The sequence below is a fragment of the Kitasatospora sp. NPDC056651 genome (genome assembly GCF_042792155.1).
Taxonomy (GTDB): domain Bacteria; phylum Actinomycetota; class Actinomycetes; order Streptomycetales; family Streptomycetaceae; genus Kitasatospora.
Genome location: NZ_JBHTWX010000008.1, coordinates 46,872 through 59,485 on the forward strand (window position 1 = coordinate 46,872; position 12,614 = coordinate 59,485).

Annotated in this window: 10 protein-coding genes; 5 read left to right on the forward strand and 5 right to left on the reverse strand. The window is 74.1% G+C overall.

Annotated features, from left to right (window positions below; genetic code table 11):
- Positions 1–94 precede the first annotated feature (94 nt).
- Positions 95–1,783, reverse strand: coding sequence for a hydrogenase maturation protein (locus ACFRAR_RS05895; RefSeq protein WP_380695206.1), 1,689 nt, complete (start codon positions 1,781–1,783; stop codon positions 95–97).
- A gap of 261 nt (positions 1,784–2,044) precedes the next feature.
- On the reverse strand, positions 2,045–3,181 hold the full coding sequence (locus ACFRAR_RS05900) for a PP2C family protein-serine/threonine phosphatase (protein WP_380695208.1): 1,137 nt from the start codon (positions 3,179–3,181) through the stop codon (positions 2,045–2,047).
- 343 nt (positions 3,182–3,524) lie between these two features.
- Between ACFRAR_RS05900 and ACFRAR_RS05905 the strand changes: the two genes are divergently transcribed.
- The 4 genes from ACFRAR_RS05905 to ACFRAR_RS05920 all read left to right on the forward strand — a co-directional run bounded on the left by ACFRAR_RS05905 (position 3,525) and on the right by ACFRAR_RS05920 (position 7,926).
- Positions 3,525–4,001, forward strand: a complete 477-nt coding sequence (locus tag ACFRAR_RS05905; protein ID WP_380695210.1) for a signal peptide protein — start codon at positions 3,525–3,527, stop codon at positions 3,999–4,001.
- Between the two features lie 225 nt (positions 4,002–4,226).
- Positions 4,227–5,909 carry a collagen-like protein gene (locus ACFRAR_RS05910; protein ID WP_380695212.1) on the forward strand — a complete coding sequence of 561 codons (1,683 nt, stop codon included), beginning with the start codon at positions 4,227–4,229 and terminating at the stop codon, positions 5,907–5,909.
- 101 nt (positions 5,910–6,010) lie between these two features.
- Positions 6,011–6,655 (forward strand): tetratricopeptide repeat protein, encoded by a 645-nt coding sequence (locus ACFRAR_RS05915; RefSeq protein ID WP_380695214.1) that lies wholly within the window; start codon positions 6,011–6,013, stop codon positions 6,653–6,655.
- Positions 6,652–7,926: a glycosyltransferase gene (locus ACFRAR_RS05920; protein WP_380695216.1), complete on the forward strand. Its 1,275-nt coding sequence runs from the start codon at positions 6,652–6,654 to the stop codon at positions 7,924–7,926. Before ACFRAR_RS05915 ends, ACFRAR_RS05920 begins: the two co-directional genes overlap by 4 nt.
- Before the next feature lie 88 nt (positions 7,927–8,014).
- Here the strand turns inward: ACFRAR_RS05920 and ACFRAR_RS05925 are convergent, their stop codons facing one another.
- The 3 genes from ACFRAR_RS05925 to ACFRAR_RS05935 all read right to left on the reverse strand — a co-directional run bounded on the left by ACFRAR_RS05925 (position 8,015) and on the right by ACFRAR_RS05935 (position 11,155).
- Positions 8,015–8,647: an AAA family ATPase gene (locus tag ACFRAR_RS05925; protein ID WP_380695218.1), complete on the reverse strand. Its 633-nt coding sequence runs from the start codon at positions 8,645–8,647 to the stop codon at positions 8,015–8,017.
- Between the two features lie 46 nt (positions 8,648–8,693).
- Positions 8,694–9,902 carry a GNAT family N-acetyltransferase gene (locus ACFRAR_RS05930; RefSeq protein WP_380695220.1) on the reverse strand — a complete coding sequence of 403 codons (1,209 nt, stop codon included), beginning with the start codon at positions 9,900–9,902 and terminating at the stop codon, positions 8,694–8,696.
- A gap of 269 nt (positions 9,903–10,171) precedes the next feature.
- Positions 10,172–11,155: an aldo/keto reductase gene (locus ACFRAR_RS05935; protein ID WP_380695222.1), complete on the reverse strand. Its 984-nt coding sequence runs from the start codon at positions 11,153–11,155 to the stop codon at positions 10,172–10,174.
- 108 nt (positions 11,156–11,263) lie between these two features.
- Here ACFRAR_RS05935 and ACFRAR_RS05940 point away from each other — a divergent pair, with 108 nt between their 5' ends.
- A complete protein-coding gene (locus tag ACFRAR_RS05940) occupies positions 11,264–12,583 on the forward strand; it encodes a cryptochrome/photolyase family protein (RefSeq protein ID WP_380695224.1) in 1,320 nt (439 codons plus the stop codon).
- Positions 12,584–12,614 lie beyond the last annotated feature (31 nt).

The following is a 12,614-nucleotide window of genomic DNA, read 5'->3' on the forward strand; positions in this document are numbered from 1 at the left end:
TCGAAGCCCAGTCATAGCAACGGTCCGCGCCCGGCGCCGGACCGCGCGGCGGGGACCGGGGCCCGGGGAGGCGAGCCCGGCGCGGCCGTTCGGGTCAACCTCGGGCGGTCGGCCCCGTCGGCACCGGTCGCTTGTGGACGAACGCGGATCGCAGCGCGTGGTACGGCGATTCGGGTGTGAAGAACTGCCGGTGCATCACCGCGAGCTCCTCCTCCCGGTACGCGTCGAGCGGCTTCGTCCGCTCGTCGGCCTCGCGCGCGGCCTTCTTCGCCGCGATCCGCTGCTGGGTGGTGGGCGAGGCGGCCAGCAGCCCGGCCAGGTGGGCCGCGGCCGGCCCGAACTCCTCCGGCCCGTGGTCGAGCACCCGGTCGACCAGGCCGATCCGCTCGGCGGTGGCCGCGGAGACCGGGAGCGCCTGGCGGGTCAGCCGCTCGGCCGCCGCCGCGCCGACCCGGCGCGGCAGGGTGTACGTCCAGTACTCCGAGCCGTACAGGCCCATCAGCCGGTAGTGCGGGTTGAGGACCGAGCCGCCCCGGCACCACACCTCGTCCGCCGCCAGCGCCAGCATCACGCCGCCGGCCGCCGCGTTGCCGCCGATGGCGGAGACCACCAGCCGGTCGGTGGTGGTGAGCACCGCGTCGACCAGTTCGTCCATCGCGGTGATGTTGTCCCAGGACTCGACGGCCGGGTCCGGCGCGGCCTCGATCACGTTGAGGTGGATGCCGTTGGAGAAGAAGTCCCGGCCGCCGCCGAGCACCAGCACCGAGGTCGGGCGGGCGAGGGCGATGCGGTACGCGGCCAGCAGCCGGTGGCAGTGCCCGGTGGACATCGCGCCGCCCGGGAACGAGAAGCGCAGGAAGCCCACCGCGCCCTCCTCCCGGTAGCGGATGTCCGACCAGATCCGGTCGTCCCGGTCGTCCTGCATCAGCGGCGCCGGCGCCTCCGGCAGCGGAGGCAGCAGGTCGCCGAGCGCCGACACCGCCGGAAGCTTGATGCCCGTGCGGCCGTCGGGGGTACGGCGGCTCAGCTCGGGGATCCACACCGCGCCGTCGGAGGTCGCCCGGCACACGGCGCCCGCCCGGGTGGCCAGCAGCTCGCCGGGGCGGCCGCGCAGCAGCGGCTCGCGGTGCCCGCCGTGCAGGAACCACTCGCCGCCGCACAGCCCGTCGAGCACCCCGGGCCGGGAGTCCGCCGCGCGGAGCCTGCGCAGCACCTCCTCGGTGGGGTGGGCCGCCCAGTCGATCCGGCGGCTCTCCCGGCGCAGCAGGGGCCGGGTGCGGACCGTCCCGTGCCAGCCGGGGCCGGACTGGCGTTGCGGCACGTACCCGGGCGAGGCGAAGCGCTCCACGGCGAGCAGCGCGGCCGTCACCGCCGCGTCGGCGACCTCGTTGCGGTACAGGTCGCTCTTGCCGTACCCGGGCAGCCGGCAGGGCGCCCACGCCCAGACCGGACCGGCGTCCATCTCCGCCTCGGCCTGGAGCACCGTGACACCCCACTCGGTACGGCCCTCCTGGATCGCCCGGTCGAGGGAGGACGGGCCGCGGTCGCCCGGTGGGCCCGGGTGGACGATCAGGCAGGTGAGCCGGGACCAGACGTCCTGCGGGACGGCCGTGCGCAGCATCGGCGCGAGCAGCAGGTCGGGGCGCAGGCGGCCCACCTTCTCGCGCAACTCGTCGTCGTCACCGGCCAGTTGGACATCGACGGTGTGGCGCCGGTCGCGCAGTTCGGCGTGCAGCCGCTGGCTGAGGCTGTTGAACGCGCTGGCGAGGAGAAGAATCCGCATGTCCGCCTCCGACGGGGTGGGGGTCCGGGAACCCGGCGATCATCGCCGCCGCCCCCGCGACCCCCCGCCCGGTCCGGCATGTCGCGCCGCGCGTTCACCCGGGCGGCCGGAGCCCGGCGGCGATCACCTCCGGGCAGCTTGTAAGGCATAAGCCCGGATGGTGACTCTTACGAAATCCGCCCCGGCGTGCCGACTCGATCGGCATGTACCGCCTGATGGGCGGGGGCTGACGGAGCACCCCGGCAGGACGGCCCGGCCGGCTCACCAGGAGGTGTCGGGCGCGCCGGCGATCTGCCGCACGGCGAGCAGCGCGGTGTCGTCGGTCAGCCGGCCGCCGGTGTGCCGGACGACCGCGGCGGCCACCTCGTCGACCAGGAGCCCCGGGGCGGCCGCACCGGGCACCGCGGCCAGCCGCTCCAGGTGGGTGCGCAGAGGGAAGAAGGTCCCCACCCGGTCGCGGGCCTCGGTCACCCCGTCCGTGACGACCAGGAGCGTCTCGTCCACGTCCAGCCGCAGCCGCTGGACCTGCGGCAGCCCGCCGGACAGCTGGGCCAGCCCGATCGGGGCACCGTCACCCGTCGGCAGCTGCCGCATGCCCGCGGGACCGAGGACGTAGGGGCTGTCGTGGCCGAAGTTGACCACCTCGATCTCCCCCGGGGCGTCGAGCGGGAACCAGACGACCACCGCCGTGGCGAACCGCTCCTCGCGGTCCCCCAGCCGCTCCGCGAGCACGTTCTGCCGGTGCGCCCGCTCCTCCATCCACGACGCGACGGTGGCCAGGTCCCCCTCGTGGAAGGCCACCTCCCGGAAACAGCCGACCAGCGCCGCCGCGGTGGAGACGGCCGGCAGCCCCTTGCCCTGGACGTCACCGAGGATGACCCTCGCCCCGAACGGGGTGGCCAGCACGTCGTAGAAGTCGCCGCCCACCCGGGCCTCGACGTCCGCGGCCAGGTAGCGCGCCGCCGAGTCCACCCCGCCCCACCCCGGCGGCACCGGGCGCAGCACCACCTGCCGGGTGGTCTCGGCGGTGCCCTGGAGGTGGCGCACGTAGACGGCGGCCCGGGCACGGAAGACGCTGAGCGGCACCGAGAGGAGGGCGCCGGCGGCCACCAGCAGGAAGTCCTCCAGCCCCTGGGACTTGCCCCAGACGCTGTCCAGCGCCGGGAAGGCCGCGACCGAGACCAGGGCGAACAGCGCGGTGGCCGTCGGCCCGCAGAGCGCGGCGGCCACCACCGGCACCATCACCAGCCAGCTGACGGACACGAAGGAGGGCGGTGTGGCCGCGTCCACGCCCACCACCAGCGCGAGCACCGCCACCGGCACCAGCCAGGAACGGTGGCCGTACCGGATCAGGGCCGGCAGCCGATGCCTCGACTCCTCCTCGGAACGCGCCCGCAAGCCGTCCCTCCCCTCCTCGCGACGTCCCTCCGGCGCTCCGGGTGAGCCGCGGCGGCGCGAGGCCGCCGGGCGGAGGCTGCGGCCCAAAGTACGGGTCCCTGTACCCGGCGGGGTGACGCACCGGCGTGGCGGCCGCGGCCGTCGCACGTTCGGCCCAGCGGGAACGCCGCCCCCCCGGTCCGGTTCCGGGCCGGTTCCCGGCCGGTCCCGGTGCCGCGCACGAACCCGGCGCGGGCCCGCGGCATGCGGCTTTCCGGGTGAGGGGGCAGGGTGGTGTCTTGCGGACCTGCTGCCGGGGCCACCGGCGCACTCCGCGCACCGGCCGTCGACCAAGGGAGGCGCCATGCGCACCCGGAACATCCCCCGTCGGAGCCTGGCACTGGCCGCCGCCCTCGCCGCGCTGCCGACCGCCGCACTGGCCACCCCCGCCGTCGCGGCCCCACCCAACGAGCTGATCAGCCGCTTCGTGGAGCTCCCCCGCAGCCCGCTGCCGTCCGACCACGGGCAGCGGACGATCACCGTCACGTACCGCAACGACTCCGCACGGGACCGGACGGTGGCCCCGCAGATCCTCGTGGAGTCCCCCGCCAGCGGCCCCTTCCTCGACCCGGCGAGCATCCGGCTCGAAGTGCTGGGGCCCGACGGCCACTGGCGGAGCACGGCGCTCGCAAGCCAGACCGGCACGCTGTACACCCGGCTCGACACCGTCCAGCTGGTGCTGCACGGCCACGGCACCCTCACCGAGCAGTACCGGCTCACCGTCGTCGGCAAGGCTCCACTCCAGGGGACCATCGAACCCCGGGTCGCGATCTACCGCTGAGCCGCTGCGTCCTTTGACGAGGTGACGGGCCCTCGGACGCGGTCTTCCGAGGGCCCGAACCCGGGTGGGTGACATTCAGCGGGCAAAGGACGGAACGAAACCTGAGTGCGGATGGCGCCGGAAACATACTGGTCCCACCGATGACCGTCGAGGCGCACCTGCGTATGCCCGCAGATCCCTCTGCACGGTGGTGTCCATGCGTCACCTCTCAGGAAGAACCCACCCATGAAGAAGAAGTCGCTTCGAAGATCCCGCGTCAGATCCATCGCCATGCTGTCGACGGCGGCAGCGCTGACCGCGGCCGTCAACCTGGCATCGACCACGGAGGCCCTGGCCGACGCGGTCACACGCTCCGTCAGCACGGACTTTGCGAACATCCCCGGCCCGAACGGTGCCATGAGCTCCGACCTGAGCCATCGCACGGGCTGGATGAGGGACTTCAGCGGCGGTCTCTGGAACTGGGGGGACTGGGGGATCTGGGGGTATTGGGAAACCCTGGGAGACCACCATGGGGAGCACGGGTCGCAGGGACCCCAGGGGCCGCAGGGCAGCCAAGGGACCCAGGGCGCGCAGGGAACGCAGGGAACGCAGGGAAGCCAAGGCACGACCGGCGCCCAGGGGACACAGGGCACCCAGGGCAGCACCGGCGCCCAGGGAACGCAAGGCTTCCAAGGCAGCACCGGAACCCAAGGCACACAGGGCGTTGCCGGCGTACAAGGAGCACAGGGTTTCCAGGGCACCCCCGGAACCACCGGCGCCCAAGGAACGCAGGGTGCCACCGGCACACAAGGACCAACCGGCGCCCAAGGCACGCAGGGCTTCCAAGGCACTCCAGGGACCCAGGGCACGCAGGGCTTCCAAGGCGCAACCGGCACGCAGGGTGCAACCGGCTCTCAAGGCGCAACTGGCACACAAGGCGCCACCGGCGCACAGGGAACACAGGGCTTCCAGGGCACCCCCGGAACCACCGGCGCCCAGGGCACGCAAGGTGCCACCGGCACCCAAGGCCCAACCGGCACCCAAGGCACGACCGGCTCTCAAGGCGCAACCGGCGCACAGGGAACACAGGGCTTCCAAGGCGATCCCGGCACCACAGGCGCCCAAGGAACGCAGGGCGTCGCCGGCGTACAAGGACCACAAGGCTTCCAGGGCACCCCCGGAACCACCGGCGCCCAGGGCACGCAAGGTGCCACCGGCACCCAAGGCCCAACCGGCACCCAAGGACCAACCGGCACCCAAGGCACGACCGGCTCTCAAGGCGCAACCGGCGCACAGGGTGCCACCGGCACCCAAGGTCCAACCGGCACCCAAGGCACCCAAGGCACCCAGGGCTTCCAGGGCTTCCAGGGCACCACCGGCGCCCAAGGAGCGACCGGCACGCAGGGCACCCAAGGCGCACAGGGCTTCCAAGGCCCCCAAGGCACCACCGGCGCACAAGGAACACAAGGAACACAAGGCGCCACCGGGGCACAAGGAGCAACCGGTACCCAAGGCACGCAAGGCTTCCAAGGTGTCCCGGGAGCCCAAGGCGCGACCGGCGCCCAAGGAGCGACCGGCGCGGAAGGGCCGCAGGGCTTCCAAGGGGCACAGGGCTTCCAAGGCGCTACCGGCCCTCAGGGAGTCCAGGGCGCGACGGGCACCCAGGGCGCCCAGGGCCCGCAGGGCTTCCAGGGACCCGCCGCCGGAGCGGAGAGTGTGATCATCACGGCGACCGCCATCGGCACCGCCACCGCCACCTGTCCCACCGGGACGCATGCCATCGGGGGTGGTTTCCAGGGCCTCTCCGCCGACATCGCCTCCAGTGTCCCGGTCGGGGGTTCGGCGACGTCACCGGCCACCGGATGGCAGGTCAACACCCTCGCGCTGCCCGCCACTCAGGTCACCGCGTACGCGGTGTGCGCGCCCTAGCGTCCCGAGTGGTGCTCCTCCCCTGAGAATTCGGCTCACCCGGCTCCGCGTCCCGCGGGCCGGGTGAGCCGTGCCATCGGACCGACGAGGTGGGAAGTCCTGTGAAACGAAGATGGTGGTGGAAGGGCCTCGTCGTCACGGTGGCCGCCGCGGCGGTGGGCGGCTGGCTCCACCTGGCCGCGGCCGGTTCGACGGGTGCCGCCCCGCCGGTCAGGGGCCCGGCGAAGTCCTCGCCCGCCGCGCCCCCGCCCGCCGAGGTCCTGCTCCAGGAGGGAATCAAACAGGGCGAGTCGAAGCACTACGACCTGGCGGAGAGCATCTTCCGCCAGGTCCTGGAGCGGGAGCCCGGCAACAAACTGGCGTGGTACGACCTCGGTGTCGTCGCCCAGCAGGACAACCGTCCCGCCGAGGCTCTCGCCGCCTACGACAGCGCGCTGAAGACCGATCCCGACTACCAGCCGGCGCTGTTCAACAAGGCGATCCTGCTCGGGCCGGGCGACACCGACCAGGCCGTCTCGATCCTGCGGAGGATCGTCGCCGCAGATCCGAAGGCCGCCACCGCGCATCTGCACCTCGGCTACGGCCTGGCGAAGCAGGGACACCGCGGTGAGGCCGAGGAATCCTTCCGGACCGCCGTCCGAACAGACCCGTCGCTACGGCCCCTCGTCCCGGAGGAGTTCCGGGATTCCGTGCGCACGGCTCCGACCCCCGAACCGACTGCCTCCCCAACAGGTGCCAACCGATGACATCGCTCGCCACACCGAAGTTCTCCGTCTTCACCCCGAGCCACCAACCGCGCTTCCTCGACGAGTGCCTCGCCACGCTCACGGCACAGAGCCGCTCGGACTGGGAGTGGATCGTGGTGCTCAACAACGGCGCGCGCTGGCGGCCCGAGCGGCCCGACGACCGCATCAGGGTGGAGGTCGACGACGGGATCAGCGGCGTCGGGGCGGCGAAGCGCCGGGCCTGCGAGCTGGCGAGGGGCGAGATCCTCGTCGAGCTCGACCACGACGACCTGCTGGCCGCCGACTGCCTGGCGCGGCTGGCGGAGGCCTTCGACGACCACCCCGACGCCGTGCTCGTGTACAGCCACACCGCCCAGATCACCGAGGACGGCGGCCGGGACGACTCGCGCTTCAACGAGGAGCACGGCTGGCGGTACGAGGAGACGGAGGTCGACGGCCGACGGCTGCTCCAGTCGCTCGCGATGGCGCCGACTCCGCACAACGTCTCGTACATCTGGTACGCGCCCAACCACGTGCGGGCGTTCCGCAGGGGGGTCTACGAGCAGGTGGGCGGGTACGACGCCACCCGCACCGTGCTCGACGACCAGGACCTGATGTGCCGTCTCTTCCAGGCCGGGGACTTCCACCACATCCCGCGCTGCCTGTACCTCCAGCGGATGCACCCGGCCAACACCCAGCGGGACACGGAGGTGAACGCGCACATCCAGCGCGAGACCGTCGCGCTGTACGACAAGTACATCGAGGCCAACGCGCTGGCCTGGGCGAAGCGGCGCGGCCTGCTGGCCGTGGACCTCGGCGCGGCGCACCGCAAGCCGCCCGGTTATCTGGGGGTGGACCGGTACCCCGGGGAGGGGGTCGACCTCGTCGCGACCCTGCCGGGGCGCCTGGACCTGCCGGACGACTCGGTCGGTGTGCTGCGCGCGGTGGACTTCCTGGAGCACGTGCCCGAGAAGGTCCCGCTGATCAACGAGCTGTACCGGCTGCTGGCCCCGGGCGGGATGCTCCTCACCATGACGCCCAGCTCCGACGGCCGGGGCGCGTACCAGGACCCGACCCATGTCGCCTTCTACAACGAGAACTCCTTCTGGTACTACACCGACGACCAGTACCGGGCCTTCGTCCCGGAGATCCGGGCCCGGTTCCAGAGCTCGCGGCTGGTCACCTACTTCCCGACCGAGTGGCACTCCCGGAACAACATCTCCTACGTCGTGGCCAACCTGATCGCGATGAAGGACGGCGCCCAGCGGTGCGGGGGTCTCCTGCTGGTGTGAGCGGCACGGGCGGTCCCGCCGCCGGGTGGGCACGACGCACCCGGCGGCGCACCCGGCGGCGCACCGCACCGGCGTCCGCCGCCCGGGCTCAGACGAACCGGATGTGCCGGACTCCCGTCCACGCCCGGCGGACGCGTCCGCGGAGCGGGCTGTCGGTGTTCGGGGCGAGGGTCAGCCCCGAGGCGGCCGCGATGTGGTCGGCGACCCGCGCCACCGTGAGCCGGTCGGTCCACACCTGCTGGGCGAACTCCTCCTCGCGCAGCCGTTCCAGGCACAGGTCGAGCCGGGACAGCGCGAAGCTCTCCCGGCGCAGCGGGGCGTCCTTCCCGGCCACGAACCCCACGACGTGCCCGAACCCGCGCTCGCGCAGCCGTTCCACCACCGTCCCGCGCTCGGCCAGCAGCGCGAAGTGGCGGACGTCGTGGCCGCGTTCCCGCAGCCGGCCGACGGTCTCGCGGAAGTACACCGGCTCCACCACCGTCATCGGCGCGATCACCACGCCGTCGTGGGCGGCGAGCGTGCGGTCCAGCACTTCGAAGACGCCCTGGCGCCAGGCGGGCAGGTCCTGGAAGTCCCCGCGCAGCCGCGGCGGCGTCATCCGGTGCAGGCCGAACCCCACGTGCTCGGGGTCGCAGACGACGCTGCCGGGGAGGCGGCGCCGGATCTCGTGCGCGGTCTGGGTCTTGCCGGCCCCGAACGGGCCGTTGATCCACAGGAGCATGCGGCGACCCTACTGCGCCGGACGGTGCGGGCGGGCACGGGCCGGGTCAGAACCAGTGGAGGCAGTGCGGGGCCCGTTCGGCGCGGAAGAGGGTGTCGGCGAGGGCGGCCGCGTCCGGGTGGCGGGCCCGGATGTGCCCGGCCCGGACGAGGGTGCTCGGGGCGGTGCCGCCGAGGTAGACCGAGCCGAGGTCGCGGACGTCCAGGGACAGGTCGGGCTCCCGGTCCGTCGGGACGCACTCCGCCTTCCCGTCCCGGACGGTCAGCAGGTGGCGCCGGCGCTCGCCGAGGAACGGGTCGTCGACGTCCAGGACGAGTTCGCCGTCCGCGAACCAGCCGCGTGAGGTCAGCGCGCGCGGGACGTCCAGCAGCCGCACCCAGAGCCAGTCGGTCTCGCCGCTCGGCTCGGCGGCGCCGAAGTCCGCGAGCTGCCAGCGCAGCGGGTGGTCCGCCGGGCAGTGCCGCAGGACGACTTTGTCGACCAGGTCGTGGCCGAGGACGGAGCGCGCCAGCGCGGTGTACCCGGCGTCGTCGACGGCGACGGTCTCGTCCACCGTCAGGGTGTCCCCGTCCTTCCAGTAGCTGGCGTAGCCGTCCGGGGTGCCGTCGGCGTCCCGGTGGACGGCGACGTAGCGCGGCGTCCGGGCGACCGGCGCCTGGCCCGCGCCCAGCGCCCACCAGCGGCGCGGCCGGGACAGCGCGCCCGGCTGGGTGCGGCGGTAGCGGTCGTACACCTCCTCCAGCACCGCCTCGCAGTCGGCCCGCCGCAGCAGCTCGACCGAGCCCGCCGGTGCCCCCTGCGCGCGGGGGACGGCGAACGCGGCCTGCTGGCGCCGCACCGTCAGCCGGCGGGTGTACGTCGCCGGCCCGTAGCCGAACCTGCCGTAGATCCCGGCCTCCGAGGCGAGCAGCACGGAGAGGAACTCCCCGCGAGCGCGCAGGTCGGCCAGCTGGCGCCGCATCAGCGCGGTGAGCACGCCCTGGCGGCGGTGGGTGGGCAGGACGCCGACCGACGTCACCCCGGCGGCCGGGACGACGACCTGCCCGGGCAGGGTGAGCTCGAAGGTGTGGGCACCGGCGGTTCCGACGGGCCGCCCCTCCGCCGTCACGGCGAGCAGGTTGCGGTCCGGCTCGGTCGCCGCCCACCAGACCCCGCCGCCCTCCGTGTCCGGCGCGTCCGGGAAGCGGCCCAGCGCGGCGTGGAAGGTGTGGACGAAGGCTTCGAGGTCCTGGTCGGTCGTGGAACGGATCTCCATGCGGTGCTGCCGCCTCCCCGTCGTGCCGGCCCCGCCCGGGTGCGGCGCCCACCGAAGTCCAGCGCCACCGCGCCGGCGGGTCAAGCGAATTACCGGGTCGGCCGGGCGACGGGCGGGGCGGGCGCTCCGGCGGCCGGGCCCTCGCCCTGCTGATCGGCGCGTTGGTGGTCGTCGCTCCGGCCGTCTGGTACCTGCGACGGCGCAGACGCCAGGCCCGTGCCCGGACCCGCGAGGACCGGGACGAGGAGCCCTGACGCCTGCGCCCGCCGTCACCAGCGGTCGTGCACCTGGGGCCGGATCCGCCGGTCGTACAGCTCGCGCACCGCGGCCAGGGTGTCCGTCGCCAGCGGCGCGAGCTCGCCGGCGGCCGCGTTGGCCCGGGCCTGCGCCACGTTGCGGGCGCCGGGGATCACCGTGGTCACCCCCGGCTGCTGGGTGACCCAGCGCAGCGCCGTCTGCGCCGCCGTCGCGCCCTCGGGGGCGAGCGCGGCGAACTCCCGGGCGGCCTCGACGCCGGTCGCGAAGTCCACTCCGGAGAAGGTCTCGCCCTGGTCGAAGGACTCGCCGTGGCGGTTGTACGTGCGGTGGTCGTCCGCACCGAAGACGGTCTGTTCGGTGTAGCGGCCCGACAGCAGCCCGGAGGCCAGCGGCACCCGGGCGAGGATCCCGACGCCGGCCGCCTCGGCGGCGGGCAGCACCTGCTCCAGCGGCTTGAGCCGGAAGGCGTTCAGGATGATCTGCACGCTCGCGACGCCCGGGCGCGCGATCGCGGTCAGCGCCTCGGCGCAGGTCTCCACGCTCACCCCGTAGGCGGCGATCCGCTCCTCCGCCACCAGGGTGTCCAGGGCGTCGAACACCTCGTCCGAGGAGTAGACGGGCGTCGGCGGGCAGTGCAGCTGCACCAGGTCGAGCCGCTCCACCCCCAGGTTGTCCCGCGAACGGTCGGCCCAGGCGCGGAAGTTGGCGAGGTGGTAGTGCTCGGGGTGCAGCTCGGCCCGGCGGCCGAACTTGGTGGCGACGAACACCTCCGCGTCCGGACGCTCCTTCAGGAAGCGGCCGATCAGCCGCTCGCTGCGGCCGTCACCGTAGACGTCGGCGGTGTCGAAGAGGGTGACACCGGCTTCCACGGAGGCCTCCAGGACGGCCAGGGCGTCCTCCTCCCGGACGTTCCCCCAGCCGGCACCGAGCTGCCAGGTGCCGAGTCCGACGATCGAGACGGGACGGCCGGTGCGGCCGAGTGCGCGCTGTTCCATGGGGGGAGCCTCTCACGCCCGTTCGGACCAATCCACTTGGCCGACGGGTCCGGACATCAGGTAGGAGTGCCCGAGCACCCCGACGGCACCACCTGTGAGGCCCCGCCCGTGACCGTATCGATCGCCCTGTTCACCCAGGACCTGCGGCTGCACGACAACCCCGTGCTGCACGCCGCCCGCACCGCCGCCGACCAGGTCGTGCCCCTGTTCGTGCTGGACCCGGCCGTCGCGGACGCCGGCTTCGCCGCGCCCAACCGGCAGGCCTTCCTGGCCGACTGCCTCGCCGACCTGGACGCCTCGCTGCGCCGGATCGGCTCCCGGCTGACGGTGCGCGGCGGCGAGCCCGCCGAGCAGGCGGCCCGGGTCGCCGCCGAGGCGGGCGCCGCCACCGTGCACGTCGCGTCGGGTGTCAGCGCCTTCGCCCGCCGGCGGGAGGAACGGCTGCGCACGCTGTTCGGCGACCGGCTGCACGTCCACGACGCCTCGCTGACGGTGGTGCCGGCGGGCCGGATCGTCCCGGCCGGCCGGGACCACTACGCGGTCTTCACCCCGTACTTCCGCGCCTGGCAGCAGGCGCCCCGCCGCACGGTGCTGCGCGCGCCCCGCGCGCTCGACACCCCGGCGGGCATCGGCGGCGAGACCCCGGCCCTCGCCGGGCCGTGCTCCCCCGCGCTGCCACCGGGCGGCGAGAGCGCCGGGCGGCGGCGGTGGCGGCGCTGGGACGTCGCCCCGTACGACGGGGTACGGGACGACCTCGCCGCCGACGCGACCTCCCGGCTCTCCCCGTACCTGCACTTCGGCTGCCTGTCCCCCACCGAACTGGTCGAGCGGGCCCTGCGCCACGACGGCGAGGGGGCCCGGGCGTTCGTCCGGCAGCTCGCCTGGCGCGACTTCCACCACCAGGTGCTCGCCGCCCGCCCGGACGCCGCGCACCGCGACTACCGGCCCAGGGACGACCACTGGCACCGGGACGGGCGCGAGGCCGAGGCGTGGCGGCAGGGCCGCACCGGCTACCCGGTCGTCGACGCCGGAATGCGTCAGCTCGCCGAGGAGGGCTGGATGCACAACCGGGCCCGGCTGCTGACGGCGGGCTTCCTCGCCAAGAACCTGTACCTGGACTGGCGGATCGGGGCCGCCCACTTCCTGTCGCTGCTGGTGGACGGCGACGTGGCCGACAACCAGCTCAACTGGCAGTGGGTCGCGGGCACCGGCACCGACACCCGTCCCAACCGGGTGCCCAACCCGCTGCGCCAGGCCGACCGGTACGACCCGGACGGGGCGTACGTGCGCCGCTGGGTGCCCGAACTCGCCCACCTGCCCGGCCGCTCCGTGCACCGGCCGTGGCTGGTCGACGCCGACTACCCGCCGCCGCTGATCGCCCCGGACGCCCTCGCGGAGCGGTTCCGCCGGGCGCGGGGCCTGGACTGAGTACGGGCACGGCGGCCCCGGGGCCCGTCAC